Source organism: Patulibacter ginsengiterrae, from assembly GCF_056269115.1.
Genome location: NZ_JBWDOG010000006.1, coordinates 235,032 through 250,675, shown reverse-complemented (window position 1 = coordinate 250,675; position 15,644 = coordinate 235,032). Strand labels below are relative to the sequence as shown.

The window sequence follows — 15,644 nt, the reverse complement described above, 5'->3', positions numbered from 1 at the left end:
GGGTGCCTTCTTGGAGGGCTAGGTGTCTCGCAACTCCCAGCCTCTCCGAAGGGCACCCGGATGAACAACCTCCCTAGGAACTACACCTAGGCGGCCTCGTCGACCAGGCCCTGCGCCGCTTCGATCAGCAGCCGCACGCCCCAGCCGCTGGGGCCCTTGGCCAGGTACTTGCGGGGCAGGTCGGAGGAGAGCGCCGCCATGTCGACGTGCGCCCACGGCACGTCGCCGCTGAAGCGCTCGAGGAACGCGGCGCCCTGGATCGCGTGCGCCAGCCGACCGCCGCTGTTGGTCAGGTCGGCCGCCTGGCTCTTGAGCAGCTCACGGTGCTCGTCCTCCAGCGGCAGGCCCCAGACCCGCTCGCCGCTGCGCTCGCCGGCCGCGGCGACCGCGCCGAGCCAGGCGTCGTCGCGCCCCATCAGGCCGCCGTGCGAGGTCCCCAGGGCCGTCACCACGCCGCCGGTCAGGGTCGCGATGTCGATCAGCCGCTCGGCCCCGAGCTCGAGCGCGTGGGTCAGCGCGTCGGCCAGGACCAGCCGGCCCTCGGCGTCGGTGTTGGTGACCTCGACCGTGGTGCCGTTGGCGGCGACGAAGACGTCGCCCGGCTTCATCGCCGCGCCGTTGACCAGGTTCTCGGTCGCGGCGATCACCGCGATCACCCGCACCGGCAGGCCGAGCCGGGCGATCGCCGCGATCGCCTGGAGGACCGCCGCCCCGCCCGACATGTCGAACTTCATCTTGGTCATGCCGGCCGGGGTCTTCAGCGAGTAGCCGCCGGTGTCGTGGGTGACCGCCTTGCCGACGAGGCCGAGCACCGGGCCGGTCGCGTCGGCCGGGGCGTACTCGACGACGATCAGGGCCGGCGGCTCGTCGCTGCCGTGGGCGACCGCGGCGAACAGCCCCATCTCGCGCTGGCGGAGCGCGCCGAGCCCGGCCTCGACGTGGACGTCGAGCCCGTCGATCTCGGCCCCCAGCGCGAGCGCCTCGGCGGCGAGCGCGCGCGGCGTGAGCACGTTGGCCGGGAGCTGCTGGAGCCGGCGCGCCTCGTTGGTCGCGCGGGCGACGACGACGGAGCGGGCGATCATCGCGTGGGCCTCGTCCGGCAGCGGCGACTCGCCCGGCCCGGTCAGCTCGATGCTGGTCAGCTCGGGTTCGTCGCTGGACGGCTTCCGCGTGAGCTTGGCCGGGGAGTAGGCGGCGAGCACGGCGGCCTCGGCGACCGGCCCCGCGGCGGGCGGCATGTCGAGCACGATCCGGAGGCTCCGGGCCTGCAGCTCGATCGCGCGACGGACGGCGGCACCGGCCGCCGCGCGACCCTCCTCGGCCGACTGCGGCCCGTCCTCGCCCAGTCCGACGAGGATCCAGCGGGTGCCGTCGTCGGCGTGGGTGTGCGCGACGTGGGCCAGCTTCGGGCGCGCCTCGCCGGAGGCGATCAGCCGCGAGAACGCGTCGACGGGAGCCCCGGCCGGCGCGCCGATCGGCCCAGCCCCGGTCAGGCCGATGACGATCGTGTCGGCGGCCGCCGCCGGGACGGTGTCTGTGCGTCCAAGGACGTCGGGGCCGTTCTCGCGCTCGAGCATCCGGCGATGGTCCCACGGACGGGCCGCAACGGCCGGGCGGGCTCGTGTTCGTACACTTCGCCCCCACCGTAGAGCGAGAGGAAGCAGCACCATGGCCAAGACCGTCATCCTGGGCTCCGCCCGCACCCCCGTCGGCAAGCTCGGTGGGGGCCTGTCGACCGTCAAGCCCGTCGAGCTGGGCGGGGTTGCGATCAAGGGCGCTCTCGAGCGTGCAGGCGTCGCGCCCGAGCAGGTCCAGCACGTCGTGATGGGGCACGTGATCCAGGCCGGTCAGGGCCAGATCACCGCCCGTCAGGCGCAGATCGCCGCCGGGATCCCGAACGACGTCCCGTCGGAGACCATCAACAAGGTCTGCACCTCGAGCATCCGCTCGGCGGCGATCGTCGACCTGCACGTGCGTGCGGGCGAGTACGACGTCGCGGTCGCCGGCGGCATGGAGTCGATGTCGCTCGCGCCGTACCTGCTGACCAACGCCCGCTTCGGCTACCGGATGGGCGACGGCAAGACGCTCGACTCGATGGTCCTCGACGGGCTCACGAACTCGTTCACGCACCGCCAGATGTTCGACGAGACGACCGAGGTCGCCGACGCGCACGGCTGGTCCCGCGAGGAGCTCGACCGCTGGGCGCTGCGCTCGCACGAGAACGCGCTGGCCGCGATCGACGCCGGCCGGCTCGGCGACGAGATCGTCCCGGTGACGATCAAGGGCCGCAAGGGCGACACCGTCGTCGACACCGACGAGGGTCCCCGTCGCGGCTCCTCGATCGAGGCGCTCGCCAAGCTCCCGGGCCTGGTCAAGGGCGGCAGCCACACGGCCGGCAACTCGCCGGGCGTCAACGACGGCGGCGGCGCACTGGTGCTGTCCTCGGACGTCTGGGCGGAGCAGAACGGCAAGCAGGTCCTGGGCGAGATCGTCTCGTTCGGCCAGGCCGCGGGCGAGTTCCCGAACCTCCTGACGACCCCGGGCAAGGCCTCGGCGATCGCGCTCGAGAAGGCCGGCCTGAAGGCCTCCGACGTCGACCTCTGGGAGATCAACGAGGCGTTCGCGTCGGTCGCGCTGAACACGATCAAGGACCTCGGGATCGACGAGGACCGCGTCAACGTCAACGGCGGGGCGATCGCCCTCGGTCACCCGCTCGGCGCGTCCGGCGCCCGGATCATCGGTTCGATCCTGCTGGAGCTGCGTCGTCGCGGCGGCGGCTACGGCATCGCCACCGCGTGCTCCGGCACCGGCCAGGGCGACGCCATCCTGATCAAGGTCTAAGCGGTCGCGTCTGCGGCGGCCGTATGCCGTCGCATCTCGGCCCGCGTGGGCCTCGGCAGGCCTAGCGGCCAGCTCTCGGGCCCACGCGAGCCGACCTGCTCGGCCTACGACCACCTCAGACGCAACCGCTGCGGTTGGTCTGCGGCGGCCGTGGACGCGGCGCATCTCGGCACGCACGGGGCTCGGCAGGAGTGGCGTCCAGCTCTCGGGGTGGGCGGGCCGGTCTCCCGACCTGCTCGGCCTACGACCACCTCAGACGCAACCGCTGCGGTTGGTTCGAGCTGAGACGCCGCCCGCGGCCCCCGCAGCCGTGGGTGAGCCGTTGTTCGCAGCGTGTTCACGTCGGGTGAAGGGTTGCTCGCTACCCTCCCTCGCGTGTCCGCCGATCCGACGCCAGAGTCCGCTACGCCGACCGAGCCGGTGGCCGCGGACGAGCCGAGCGGCCTGCGGGCCGCGGCCTTCTTCGACCTCGACAAGACCCTGGTCGCGGGCTCGTCGGGCTTCTACTGGGCTCGCGCGGCGGCCGCCTACGGGCTGATCTCGCGCCGACGGCTGGCCGCCGACGGCTGGGAGAACCTCAAGTTCCGGCTGCGCGGCTCGACCGACGACAGCACCCGCCGGGTCTGGGAGCGGGTCGGCGAGTTCATCGCCGGCCAGCGCGTCCGCGACTTCGAGCGGCTGTCGCCGCGGGTCCTCGCCGGGCTGCTGCCGCGGCTCTACCCGGAGATGCTGGCGATCGCCTGGGAGCACCAGGACGAGGGCCGGCCGATCTACATCGTCACCGCCTCGGCGCAGGACACTGCCGAGATGATCGCCCACGTCCTCTACTTCGACGGCGGCGTCGGCGCCCCGCTCGAGACCCGTGACGGCCGCTACACCGGCCGGCTGGCGGGGCCGATGACCTACCGCGAGGGCAAGGTCGAGGCGATCCGGGCGCTGGCCGAGCGCGACGGCCTCGACCTCGAGGCCTCGTGGGGGTACTCGGACAGCGAGTCCGACCTGCCGATGCTGCGTGCCGTCGGGCATCCGGTCGCGGTCAACCCGGACAAGCCGCTCGCCCGCGTCGCCAAGCAGGAGGGCTGGGAGGTCATCCGCCTGGAGCGGCTGACCTCGCACCTCAAGACCGGCGTCGCGCTGGCCGCGGTCGCCGCGCTCGGCGGGCTCGGTCGGGCCGCCGCCGCGGGCCGGCCGGTCGGTGGCGTCGGACGTCGCCGCGGCTGATCCCGGGGCCGCCGATCGCGCGGCGCGGCGCGTCCGACGGTCGGCCGATCCCGGTGGGTTCACGGCCCATCCTTCGCCGGTTCGCGGCGAGCCGGGAAGTAGACGCGGTAGAGCTGGCGCGGCGCCGCTCGCCGCGGCTTCGCTAGGATTCCGGTCTCCATAACCCATGCCGAGTTCCCACCGCACGTCGGTGGGGAGCGGGGGACCCACTGATCGCCGTCACGGCGATCCGGGGCGAATCGCCGGAATCTCCGGTGTAGCGCACGTCTCAGAGCGCGAGCCCGTCAGCTAACCCCGTAGGCGCTAGAGACGAAGGACGTACCCCGTGAGTCACTCTCGCGAACCGGACGCCACGCTTGCGTGGCGTCGCAGCCTGCGGGCGTCGCAGGCCCGCCGTACCGCCGCCGCCAGCACCCGTCGCTGGAGCCGTCGCCGCCGTGTCACCGTGACCACGATGGTCGTCGCCGCACTGGGCTTCGGCGGCGTGGCCACCGCCCAGTCGACCTCCGGTGGCGGCTCGGGTGGCGGTGCGGCCCAGACCCAGACGAGCAGCGCCTCGGTCCAGGCCGTCCAGACGAAGCTCGGCGTGCCGGCCGACGGCGTCGTCGGCCCGCAGACCCGCAAGGCGCTGCGCGGCTTCCAGCGCTCCGCCGGGATCGGCGTCGACGGCGTGATCGGGCCGGAGACGCTCGGTGCGATGGGCCTGAAGGTCGGTGCCCAGGCCAGCGACCGCTCGGTCGCCCGCAAGGCGTCCTCGGCCGCCGGCTCCTCGGTCAGCCCGACCCTGGCCAAGATCGCCCGGTGCGAGTCCGGGGGCGACCCGACCGCGATCTCGTCGAACGGGACGTACCGCGGCAAGTACCAGTTCGATCGCCAGACCTGGCGCGCCAACGGCGGCAGCGGCGATCCCGCCGCGGCCTCGGAGGCGACCCAGGACCGGATCGCCGCCCGGTTGCTCGCCGCCCGGGGCACCGCCCCGTGGCCGGTCTGCGGCCGCTGAGGCGACTGCGTGACACGCTCCGGCCGGGCTCCCGGCCGGAGCGTGTGACAGCCTTGGGACGGTGACGAGCCCCCTGCGCATCGACCCGATCGCCGAGGCGCGCCGGCACTGGACGGACCGTTGGGGACCGGAGCCCGCGCGTCCGATGGCGGCGGTCACGTCGATCATGCGCGTCCAGCAGATCCTGCTCGCGCAGCTCAACGCGTTGCTGCGTCCGCACGGCCTGACCTTCCCGCGCTACGAGGCGCTGATGCTGCTCTCGTTCACCCGCGGCGGCGCGCTCCCGCTCGGCAAGATCGGCGAGCGGCTCCAGGTCCACCGGACCAGCGTCACCAACATCGTCGACAAGCTCGAGCAGGACGGCTTCGTCCGGCGCGTGCCGCACGCCTCCGACCGCCGCGCGACGCTGGCGGAGATCACCGACCGAGGGCGGCAGGTCGCCGAGGCGGCCACCCTCGAGATGAACGCGTTCGGGTTCGGGTTCGAGGCGCTGGAGCCGGACGAGCAGGAGCGGCTGACCGCCCTGCTGGAGGCGGTTCGGCGGGCCGAAGGCGACTTCGTCGGCTGAGCCGGTGAGTCTGGTCGTGGCCCCCCGGCCGGCGGGGACCGCGCCGGCAGCACCGCGTTCCGGGGGCCTGGTGCGCAATAGTCCCCGGCTCCACGTCAAGGAGCTGTAGATGAGCACAGTCACTGCCCCGGGAGCGGCCGCCGCCCCCCGTCTTGTCCTCGCCGACGTTCTTCCGGGAGCGCGCGTCCGCGACGCGGTCCTCGTCATGTTCGGTGCGCTGTTCACCGGTCTGATGGCGCAGATCGTGATCCCGATGACGCCAGTCCCGATGACCGGCCAGACGCTCGCCGTCGGCCTCGTCGGCGCGACGCTCGGCTTCCGCCGTGGCGTGCTGTCGATGCTGCTCTACGTTGCGCTCGGCTTCGTCCTGCCGGTCTACGCCGAAGGCGCGTCGGGCATCCACCACCTCTGGGGCGCCAGCGGCGGCTACATCGTCGGCTTCGTGCTCGCGACCGCGGCGATCGGCTGGATGGCCGAGCGTGGCGCCGACCGCAAGATCGCCTACGCGTTCCTGGCCTTCGTCGTCGCCCAGCTGCTGGTCTTCGTGCCGGGCCTGATCGTCCTGAAGGCGGTCAGCGGCATGGATTGGTCGAACACGATCCACTACGGCTTCACGATCTTCATCCTCGGTGGCCTCGCGAAGGCCGTCGTCGGTGGCCTCGCGATGCCGTCGGCCTGGCGGCTCGTCCGCCGCTACGAGAAGCACTAGCACCCGGCTGACGGTCGGCTTCGGCCGGCCGTCGGTCGCCGTCGCCCTCCGGCGACGAACCCGTAGGCCGGTCTGTCCGGACCTGCATCGACCACCGTGCGCGAGTGCTCGATGGAGGGATAGGATCGCGCGGTACGCGTGCTCGGAGAGGCGTCGCAGCCGGTCTGGCGCCTCCCGGCGCACAGGCCGGAAACGGCCTTCCCGGCAGGGTTCGAGCGCGCGGCGCAGCTGGCCGTACCCACCCTGCCGAAGCCACGGAAGCTACCGTCGGTTGGAAGTCGTATCCTTGGGGCGGCAACGTCCGATTGACTCGTCAGTCAACCGCGCTACACTCCCGTCCGCCCGTTTGCCCCCCGAGGAGGCTCACAAGTGACAAAGATCGTCGTCCTGGTGAAAGAGGTCCCGGACGCGGCCGTTCAGAAGCATGTCGATCCCGCTACCGGTCGTCTGGACCGTAGTGGCGAGAAGACGCTGAACCCGTTCGATACCCATGCGATCGAGGCCGCGCTGCAGCTCAAGGAGAGCGGCGCGCTGCCCGTCGAAGAGGTCGTGGCCATCACGGTCGGCCCGTCCGGTGCGGAGAAGGCTCTGCACAAGGCCGTCTCGCTCGGCGCGGATCGCTCGATCCACCTGACCGACGACGCGCTCGCCGGCTCCGACGTGGTCGCGACCGGCTACGCGCTGGCCGAGCTCGTCAAGCGCGAGAACCCGGACCTGGTCCTGCTGGGCCAGCAGTCCGACGACGGCCAGTCCTACGCCGTCGGCGCGGTCGTCGCCGAGAACCTCGGTTGGCCCGGGCTGACCCAGGTCATCAAGCTCGACGTCGACGGCGACACGCTGACCTGCGAGCGCCAGGCCGAGTACGGCTACGACACCGTCAAGGTCACGCTGCCGGCCGTCATCTCCGTCGGTGACGCGATCAACGAGCCGCGCTACCCGTCGCTGAAGGCGATCATGGGCGCGAAGAAGAAGCCGCTCGAGTCGCTGTCGGTCGCCGACGCCGGGATCGACGCGTCGAAGGTCGGCGCCGAGGGCTCGCAGGCCGTCTGGCAGTCGAGCAAGCAGCCGCCGGCGAAGGCCGCCGGCGAGATCATTGAGGACGGCGACACCGCGGAGACGGTCGAGAAGATCGTCACGTGGCTCGACGATAGGAAGCTGATCTGATGAGCAACATCCTGGTCTACGCGCTGCATCACGACGGCGCGATCAACAAGAACTCGCTGGGCGCGATCTCGACGGCGTCGAAGCTCGCCGCCGAGCTCGGTGGCGAGGCGCACGTCGTCCTCGTCGGCGACGACATCTCCGACGCCGTTGCCGGCTCGGTCGGCCGCTACGGCGCGACCAAGGCGCTGCGCGTCAACGCCCCGGCGGGCGTCGCCCAGCCGGTCGTCGACGCGGTGGCCAAGATCGCCACCGACGGCGCCTACGGCTACGCGATCTTCGGCGGCGGCCTGCTCGGCTTCGAGGCCGGCGCCGGTGTCGCCGCGCGCCTCGGCGGCGGCATCGCGGTCGAGATCACCGGTCTCCGGGTCGACGGCGGCGCGCTCGTCGCCGAGCGTCCGATCCTCGGCGACAGCGAGATCTCCGAGATCAAGTTCAAGGGCTTCGGCGTCGTCGTCGGGCGCCTGAACGCGTTCGAGGTCGCCGAGTCCGGTTCGGACGTCGCGGTCGAGGATGTCACGGTCGACCTCTCCGACGCGTCGGGCAAGATCTCGATCGTCACGCGTGGCGAGCAGCGCGGTGCTGACGTCAACATCGAGGACGCCAAGATCCTGATCACCGGTGGCCGCGGCCTCGGTTCGCCCGAGAACTTCTCGGTCGCCGAGGACCTCGCGGGCGCGTTCGGGAGCACGGCCGCGGTCGCCGCGACCCGTGCCGCCGTCGACGCCGGCTGGTTCCCCTACGCCGGGCAGATCGGTCAGACGGGCAAGACCGTCGCGCCGAAGCTGTACCTCGGGCTGGGCGTCTCCGGCGCCATCCAGCACAAGGTCGGCATGCAGAGCGCCGAGAACATCGTCGCCATCAACAAGGACTCCAACGCCCCGATCTTCGAGTTCGCGGATCTCGGCGTCGTTGGTGACCTGCACGCGATCGTCCCGGCGCTGACCGAGGCGATCAAGGCCAAGAAGGGCTGATCGGCATGGCTGCCACTGACAACAACGGCGTCGCTCCGGCGCAGTTCCCGCCCCCGGTCGACGTCGTCGGGGAGTTCGTCGCTGCGCCGACGGATCCCGAGGACGAGCGGATCGAGGTCGGGGTCGCCATCGTCGGTGGCGGCCCCGCTGGTCTGGCTTGCGCCAACCGTCTCCTGCAGCTGCTGGGCGAGGACCCGGAGCTGCTGGAGTCGCTGGGTGAGGTCCCGGTCGCCGTGATCGAGAAGGGCAAGGTGTGCGGTGCGCACAACCTGTCCGGCTCGGTCATGAAGCCCGGCCCGCTCAAGGAGCTGTTCCCCGACCTCACCGTCGAGAACGCGCCGTTCGCCTACACCGAGGTGCAGGACGACGCCGGCGTCTGGTTCCGCAGCGAGAAGAGCGCGATCGCGCTCAAGCCGACCCCGCCGAACTTCGCGAACAAGGGCAACTGGGTCGTCTCGATCGCCCAGCTGTGCCGCTGGCTCGCCGACCAGGCCGAGGAGCAGGGCGCGTACATCCTGACCGAGACCGCGGCGGCCAAGCTGCTCGTCGACGGCGAGGCCGTCGTCGGCATCCGGACCGGCGACAAGGGTCGCGGCAAGGAGGGCGAGGAGCTCCGCAACTTCGAGCCCGGCATGGACATGACCGCCAAGGCCACGGTCCTGGCCGAGGGCAACTGGGGCCACCTGACCGGTGCTGCCGTCAAGCGGTTCGACCTGGCTGCGGGCAAGCAGCCGGCGATCTGGGAGATCGGCGCCAAGGAGGTCTGGAAGGTCAAGAAGCCGTTCGGCAAGGTCGTCCACACCTTCGGCTGGCCCGCGCGCCCGCAGAAGAAGCATCAGGAGGCCGGCGGCGGCTGGATCTACCCGATGGGGGAGGACCAGGTCTCGATCGGCTACGTCATCCCGCTGCACACGCCGGATGCGACCGTGTCGGTCCACGACATGCTCCAGACCTTCAAGTCGCACCCGTACGTGAAGGAGATCCTGGAGGGTGGCGAGCGCACCGCCTGGGGCGCGAAGGCGATCCAGTCCGGCGGTCTGCTGTCCCAGCCGAAGCTCTCGGTGCCCGGCGCCGTGATCGCCGGCGAGGGCGGGGCGATGGTCGACATGGCCCGCCTGAAGGGCGTGCACCTGGCGATCGAGGCCGGCAAGCTCGCCGCGCAGGAGATCTTCAAGCAGCTGAAGGCCGGGTCGAACGACTTCAGCAGCTACGAGCAGGCGATCGAGGACTCGCTCGTCGGCAAGACGATGCGCGAGGTCAAGAACAACCGGCCGATCCTCGACGCCCACGGTCTGGTCGTCGGGGCGGGGCTGTCCGGGCTCGACTTCATCACCAAGGGCAAGCTGCCCGGGGGCAAGCCGACCCTGCACCGCGACGCGGAGCAGGTCGTGGCGGTGCCGGACGCGCCGATGAGCGACCGCTACCCGCAGCCGGACGGCAAGTACTACTTCGACAAGCTGTCGTCGGTCTTCATCACGGGCAACGCGACCCGCGACGACGCGCCGAGCCACATCCGGATCGAGAAGCGCGTCCCGCGAGACGTGGCCGAGGCCTGGAAGTGGATGTGCCCGGCCGGGGTGTACGAGATCGAGGACGACCAGCCGGCCGAGGGCTTCGTCGACGTCACCGTCAACTACACCAACTGCGTGCAGTGCGGCGCGATCACCGCCCGCGGCGGTCGCCTGACCCCGCCCGAGGGCGGCGACGGCCCCGCGTACCAGATCACCTGAGCGTCGCTGCGGGGCACCAGCGCCCCGCCGACCGCTGGACCGACGGCGCCGTGGAGCTTCCACGGCGCCGTTCGTCGTTCCGGGGCCGGGGCCCGGGACTCGGGACCCGGGACCGCAGGCGGTGCCCGGCTCCGTCGGCCGTGGCGGCCCGCCCGCGGGTCACTCCGCGGACGGCCCGCCCGCGGTCACCCGCTCGATCGTGCTGCTGGCGGCGCGGACCGCGAGCACCGGCAACGCGACCGCGACCGCCAGCGCGGTGACCAGCGGGAGGTTGATCACGCTGACCGGATCGAGGTTGCCGATCAGCAGCAGGCCGGCGGCGAACAGGACCCCGCCGCCGCCGGAGGCGAGCACGCCGATCGTCGTCGGCAGCGCGACCTCGCGCTGCATCATTCGCCGCAGGACCGGGACCGACGTGCCGGCCATCCGCAGGGCGGCCAGCGTCCGGCGTCGGTCGAGGACCGTGCCGACCGAGGTCACCGCGGTCGCCAGTGCCGCCAGCAGCGACGACAGCAGCAGCGTGCCGATCGCCCCGGCGATCACCGCGTCGGCGCTCGCCGCGCTCGGCTCGGCCCGCTCGTCGCCGGCGACCGCCGCCCCCGGGAGCGCGCGGACCAGCGCGGCCGAGGCCCGGTCGCCCGCGGCCCGGTCAGCGCCGGCCGGGACGGCGACGGCGAACCCGCCGTCGTGATCGGAGAGGGAGCGGCCTGGGGCGACGGGCCGCCAGGCGCCGCCCTCGTCGCGCCGGACCAGCAGGACCGGGCGTCGGTCGCCCTGCTCGCGGAGCGCGGTTCGCACCGCCGCGACGTCCGTCGTCGCGGTGGCGGCCGGGACCCCGGCCCGCACGTGCTGCCGCTCCCAGGCGGTTCCCTCGCCGGCGGTCGCCTGCTTGGCGGAGGGCGTGGCCCCGAGCATCGTCGCGACGACGAACGCCGCGAGCACCGGGCCGCTGGCGATCCGCCAGACCGCGCGCGGCTCGTCGATCATCCGGCGCGCGGCCAACAGCGTCGCCGGGCGCCGCCAGAGCAGCCGGATCAGGTGCCCGAAGGCGAGCACGACCAGCGGCCCGACGATCGCGGTCGTGGCCACCACGGCGGTCAGCGCGATCAGGATCGGGAGCACCGAGCCGCCGTCGTCGAGGGTGGTGATGCCCCACAGCATCAGCCCGGCGGCGACCGGCAGCGCCAGCAGGCGGGCGGCGCTCAGCCGCCGCGGGCGGTGGCGCTGGATCGCGCCGAGCGGGCTGCCGCTGCGACGGTGCGCGGCGGCCGTCGCCAGCGCGGTCAGGAGCGGGAGCCCGACGAGCGCGACGACGACCGCCGCGAGCGGGGGCGTCAGGTCGCCGCCGAACCAGGTGGTCCCGTTGAACGAGACCCGGCCGAGGGCGAACCGCGCCACGGGCACGCCGATCACGACCCCGATCAGGCTTCCGACCGCCGCGGCGGCGGTGGTCTCGGCGACGGCCGCGCGGAGGGTCCAGGAGGGGTCGGCACCGACCAGCTGGAGCGCCGCGCTGCGTTGCTCGCGGCGGGTGGCGAGCAGCCGCGCGATCTGCATCGCGAGCGCGATCGCCGGCAGCACCAGCAGTCCGAGGCCGATCCAGACGAGCGCGACGTAGAGCGGCGCCGCCTGGGCCGGGATCCCGCGGAGCCCGGGCAGGCCGACGACCAGCGTGTCGGGGTCGGCGTCCTCGATCGCGCGGACGGCGGCGACGCTGCGACCGGCGACCACCACCCGTTCGTCCGGCCCGGTCAGGGCCGCCCGGCCGAGGGTCCCGACGACCCGTCCGGGGAGCGAGGCGCGCACGGCGTCGCCGTCGGGCCCGCGGAGCATCCGGGCGACCGCCGGGGAGACGAGCACCGCGCCGGCGCGGGGGACCACCGGCAGCCCGTCCGGCGCCGCGACCGGCTGGCGTTGCGCGACGTTGACCTGCTGGATCTGGCGCCCGCCGACCTCGTAGGTGGTGTTGGCCAACAGCACCGCCGCGCGGTCGAGCGGGACCCGCGGGTCGTCGCCGCTGGGCTGGGCGAGCTTGGTCGGGTCGACGACCCGCCACGCCGTCCGCTGCGCGCGTTGCTCGAGCGCACCGGGGACCGACGAGAGCATCACGATCAGCGCGGTGGTGATCGCGATCGCCCCGGCGGTCAGGACGGCGGCCCGCCGTGTCGTCCGGTCACGCCGCCAGATCCGGGCGGCGAAGGCGAGCGGGCTCACGCCGCGACCCCGGCGCTGCTCAGGCGGACCGGCTCCAGCACGCCACGGCGGATCGAGACCGCCTCGTCGGCGCGGGCGGCGAGCGTCATGTCGTGGGTGATCACGACCAGCGCGGCCCCGGAGGAGCGGGTCGCGGCGAACAGCAGGTCGGCGGTCTCGGCGGCGGTGTCGACGTCGAGCGCGCCGGTCGGCTCGTCGGCGAAGACGACCGTCGGCTCGTGGGCGAGGGCGCGGGCGACGGCGACGCGCTGCATCTGGCCGCCGGACATCTCGCCGGGGCGGCGACCGGCGAGGTCACCGATCCCGAGCCGGTCGAGCCAGCTCCGCGCGGCGGCCAGTGCCGCCCCGCGACGGACGCCACCGAGCAGCGACGGCAGCGCGACGTTCTCGTCGGCGTCGAGCTCGGGCACGAGCAGGCCCTGCTGGAAGACGAAGCCGAAGGTCGAGCGGCGGAGCCCGGCGCGGACCTTCTCGCTGCGGTCGTCGACGCGGCGTCCGTCGAGCGCGACCTGGCCCGCGTCGGGCGGCAGGACGGCGGCCAGCACGTGCAGCAGCGTCGACTTGCCGGAGCCGGAGGGGCCGACGATCGCCAGCGCCCGCCCCCGGTGGACGTCGACGTCGACGTCGTGGAGGACGGTCGCCTCGCCGTAGCGCTTGCGGAGTCCGCGCCCGCTCAGGATCGGGTCGTGGGCAGCGCGCGGGTCGTCCGGCGACGGGCGTGCCTCGGGGGACGTGGTTCGGGTCATGCTCCGGAGCCTGGGCCGCGCGGGCTCCACCCACATCGGTCGTGAGGGGGAACCGTCCTCCGTCTCGCGGACGGTCTTCGGTACGACGCTGGCGCAACTACCGACCGACTCGCCGGTTCTAGAGGGCAGCGGTCCGGCATGATGCTCGGACCGCAAGCTCCCCCTTCCGCCTCGCCCTGGTGCCCGTGCCCTACGTCTCTTCGCTTCGTCGCTCGTTCCCGTCGCTGGCCCTGCCGGCGGCGGTCGCCGGCCTGCTCCTCGTCGCCACCGGCTCGGCTTCGGCCGCGACGGTCAGCACGTCGAACGCCTACGTCACGCGTGGCGCCTGCACGACCTCGGTCGCCGACCCGCAGGCACGGGCCGCCGCGTTCACCGTCGGCCTGCGCGAGTTCACCCACAAGGCGACCAGCTACGGCTTCCGGGCGCAGATCCAGGAGCAGGCGCCCCGTGGCCGCTGGACGACCCTCAAGGGCGCCCAGTCACCGGACGGGCTCGGGACCTGGCAGGACGCCCAGTCGGGCTCGGTCAAGATGGTCCGCAAGATCACCGTGCGGGGTCTCCGGCCCGGGAACAGCTACCGGCTGCGGGTCAGCTACCGCTGGATCACCCCGGCGGGCAAGACGACGGCGATCCGCACCAGTCGGTCGTGCCCGATCACGGACCTGCGGCCGAACCTCATGGTCCTGGGGAGCATCGGCTGGACCCCGGGCACCACCGGTGGGCAGGTCGTCTACCGGGTGCCGGTCTCCGCCGCCCGGTTCGAGACGCTGCGCAACGTCGACGTCGTGCTCGAGGTCCGGCAGGGCGGCCAGCTGCTCGGGCGAACCAGCTTCCGGCCGACGTCCGCCTTCGAGACCGAGCTGGTGCCCGGTCGGCGGTGCGTGAGCGGTCAGCCGCTCACGGTCACGGTCGATCCGGACGGGCTGGTCGACGAGCAGAACGAGCGGGACAACAGCCGGCTGGTGGCCTGTAGCCCGGCGACGCGCTGACGGGCCGATCCCGGACCGACGACGACTGATATCCTGCTTCGGCGATGAAGACTGAGATCCACCCCGAGTATGATCATGTCGTGTTCCGCGACGCTGGCGCGGGGGCGATTTTCCTGACCCGGTCGACGGCCAAGAGCTCGAAGACGATCGAGCTGGACGGCGTGACCTACCCGGTCATCGACGTCGAGCTCTCCTCCGCTTCGCACCCGTTCTACACGGGCAAGCAGAAGATCGTCGATACCGCCGGTCGCGTCGAGCGCTTCCGCCGTCGTGCCGCCAAGCGCCAGGCCGAGAGCGAAGAGAGCAAGCCGGCCACCGAGGCGAAGCCCGCCGCCGCGGCCAGCTCCGAGGCCGAGGCCCCGCAGGACGCGTAGTGCCGTCGCGCCCCGGCGACCGCGGACCGTTCGACCAGAACGCCCCGCGGTCGACGGACGAGCGCGACACCAGTCGCGGGCCGCGCCGGCCCGCGCACCCGACGTCGCGCGCTTCCGCCGACGTCTCCTACGCCGCGCAGCAGGATGCCCCCGTCGGCGGCCAAGCCGTGATCGAGGGCGTCATGATGCGCGGCGTTCGTACGTGGTCGGTGGCCGTCCGCAAGCCGCTCCCGGAGCAGCTCGTCGACGGCGTGCTGCCTTCCGGTGAGGCCGCGGCGGGTGAGATCGACGTCCAGGTCTTCCCGTTCCGATCGGTCCTCGCCCGCCGCCGGATCCTGCGGCTCCCCGTCCTGCGTGGGGTCGTCGCCCTCGGCGAGGCGCTGCGGATGGGCTTCCGCGCGCTGCGGATCGCCGCCAACGCGCAGACCGACGAGGCCGAGGAGGAGATCGCCACCGGCACCTGGGTGATCGCGATGCTCGGCGCGATCGCGCTCGCCGTCGGCCTCTTCTTCCTCGCCCCGGTCGGGCTGACCAGCCTGATCAAGGACCAGCTCGGATCGGGCTGGCTGTTCTGGCTCGTCGAGGGGATCGTGCGGACGACGATCTTCATCGGGTACCTGGTCCTGATCACGCGGATGGCGGACCTGCGGCGGGTCTTCGAGTACCACGGAGCCGAGCACCAGACGATCGCGTGCTACGAGGCGGGACTGCCGCTGACGCCGGAGAACGCCGCCCGCTTCAGTCGCCTGCATCCACGCTGTGGGACGAGCTTCCTGCTGGTGGTGATGATCGTCGCGATCTTCGTCTTCGCGCCGCTCGGGCTGCCCGAGTGGTACTGGCTGTTCGCCAGTCGCGTGCTGGGGATCCCGCTGATCATCGGGCTCTCGTTCGAGGCGATCAAGTTCGCCGGCCGGCACCGGGGCAACCGGGTCGTGCAGCTGGTGATGTGGCCCGGCCTGCAGCTCCAGCGGCTGACCACGCGCGAGCCCGACCACGACCAGCTCGCGGTCGCGATCGCCGGCCTGCGCGCGGTGCTCGCCCGCGAGGACCCGCGGGCGGCGAAGGGCCGCGACCTCGTGGGCATCGAAGTAGCCGCCTAGCGGCCGCGCGCGGTCTT

Annotated in this window: 13 protein-coding genes, 1 pseudogene and 1 riboswitch; of the genes and pseudogenes, 11 read left to right on the top strand and 3 right to left on the bottom strand. The window is 72.9% G+C overall.

Features of this window, described 5'->3' with window-relative positions; translation table 11 throughout:
* Positions 1-86: 86 nt before the first annotated feature.
* A complete protein-coding gene (locus ACVUH9_RS11450) occupies positions 87-1,577 on the bottom strand; it encodes a leucyl aminopeptidase family protein (protein WP_475756956.1) in 1,491 nt (496 codons plus the stop codon).
* A gap of 91 nt (positions 1,578-1,668) precedes the next feature.
* Between ACVUH9_RS11450 and ACVUH9_RS11445 the strand changes: the two genes are divergently transcribed.
* The 8 genes from ACVUH9_RS11445 (at position 1,669) to ACVUH9_RS11410 (ending at position 10,204) form a co-directional block, all read left to right on the top strand.
* A complete protein-coding gene (locus ACVUH9_RS11445) occupies positions 1,669-2,841 on the top strand; it encodes an acetyl-CoA C-acyltransferase (protein WP_475756955.1) in 1,173 nt (390 codons plus the stop codon).
* Positions 2,842-3,216: 375 nt separating this feature from the next.
* Positions 3,217-4,062, top strand: a complete 846-nt coding sequence (locus tag ACVUH9_RS11440; protein ID WP_475756953.1) for an HAD family hydrolase — start codon at positions 3,217-3,219, stop codon at positions 4,060-4,062.
* A gap of 157 nt (positions 4,063-4,219) precedes the next feature.
* Positions 4,220-4,380, top strand: a riboswitch (cyclic di-AMP (ydaO/yuaA leader).
* A gap of 7 nt (positions 4,381-4,387) precedes the next feature.
* Positions 4,388-5,062 carry a transglycosylase family protein gene (locus ACVUH9_RS11435; RefSeq protein ID WP_475756951.1) on the top strand — a complete coding sequence of 225 codons (675 nt, stop codon included), beginning with the start codon at positions 4,388-4,390 and terminating at the stop codon, positions 5,060-5,062.
* 61 nt (positions 5,063-5,123) lie between these two features.
* The gene (locus tag ACVUH9_RS11430) at positions 5,124-5,630 is read left to right on the top strand and encodes a MarR family winged helix-turn-helix transcriptional regulator (protein ID WP_475756949.1); all 507 of its coding nucleotides are present in this window, start codon (positions 5,124-5,126) and stop codon (positions 5,628-5,630) included.
* Between the two features lie 109 nt (positions 5,631-5,739).
* Positions 5,740-6,339 carry a biotin transporter BioY gene (locus tag ACVUH9_RS11425; protein WP_475756947.1) on the top strand — a complete coding sequence of 200 codons (600 nt, stop codon included), beginning with the start codon at positions 5,740-5,742 and terminating at the stop codon, positions 6,337-6,339.
* A gap of 369 nt (positions 6,340-6,708) precedes the next feature.
* Positions 6,709-7,503 carry an electron transfer flavoprotein subunit beta/FixA family protein gene (locus ACVUH9_RS11420; protein WP_475756945.1) on the top strand — a complete coding sequence of 265 codons (795 nt, stop codon included), beginning with the start codon at positions 6,709-6,711 and terminating at the stop codon, positions 7,501-7,503.
* Positions 7,503-8,474: an electron transfer flavoprotein subunit alpha/FixB family protein gene (locus ACVUH9_RS11415; RefSeq protein WP_475756943.1), complete on the top strand. Its 972-nt coding sequence runs from the start codon at positions 7,503-7,505 to the stop codon at positions 8,472-8,474. The genes ACVUH9_RS11420 and ACVUH9_RS11415 overlap by 1 nt, the downstream gene beginning before the upstream one ends.
* Before the next feature lie 5 nt (positions 8,475-8,479).
* The gene (locus ACVUH9_RS11410; protein ID WP_475756941.1) at positions 8,480-10,204 is read left to right on the top strand and encodes an electron transfer flavoprotein-ubiquinone oxidoreductase; all 1,725 of its coding nucleotides are present in this window, start codon (positions 8,480-8,482) and stop codon (positions 10,202-10,204) included.
* Positions 10,205-10,363: 159 nt separating this feature from the next.
* On the opposite strand, the gene ACVUH9_RS11405 is transcribed toward ACVUH9_RS11410, so the two are convergent.
* Both ACVUH9_RS11405 and ACVUH9_RS11400 read right to left on the bottom strand, forming a co-directional pair.
* Entirely contained in the window at positions 10,364-12,418 is a 2,055-nt protein-coding gene (locus ACVUH9_RS11405; protein WP_475756939.1) for a hypothetical protein, read from the bottom strand.
* Positions 12,415-13,164 carry an ABC transporter ATP-binding protein gene (locus tag ACVUH9_RS11400; RefSeq protein ID WP_475756937.1) on the bottom strand — a complete coding sequence of 250 codons (750 nt, stop codon included), beginning with the start codon at positions 13,162-13,164 and terminating at the stop codon, positions 12,415-12,417. Before ACVUH9_RS11400 ends, ACVUH9_RS11405 begins: the two co-directional genes overlap by 4 nt.
* Positions 13,165-13,349: 185 nt before the next feature.
* Between ACVUH9_RS11400 and ACVUH9_RS11395 the strand changes: the two genes are divergently transcribed.
* The 3 genes and pseudogenes from ACVUH9_RS11395 to ACVUH9_RS11385 all read left to right on the top strand — a co-directional run bounded on the left by ACVUH9_RS11395 (position 13,350) and on the right by ACVUH9_RS11385 (position 15,627).
* Positions 13,350-14,153 (top strand): hypothetical protein, encoded by an 804-nt coding sequence (locus ACVUH9_RS11395; protein WP_475756935.1) that lies wholly within the window; start codon positions 13,350-13,352, stop codon positions 14,151-14,153.
* A 44-nt stretch (positions 14,154-14,197) separates the two neighbouring features.
* Positions 14,198-14,425: pseudogene (locus ACVUH9_RS11390) on the top strand (type B 50S ribosomal protein L31); the annotation flags it as partial.
* 101 nt (positions 14,426-14,526) lie between these two features.
* A complete protein-coding gene (locus ACVUH9_RS11385; RefSeq protein ID WP_475756933.1) occupies positions 14,527-15,627 on the top strand; it encodes a DUF1385 domain-containing protein in 1,101 nt (366 codons plus the stop codon).
* The last annotated feature ends 17 nt before the right edge of the window (positions 15,628-15,644 follow it).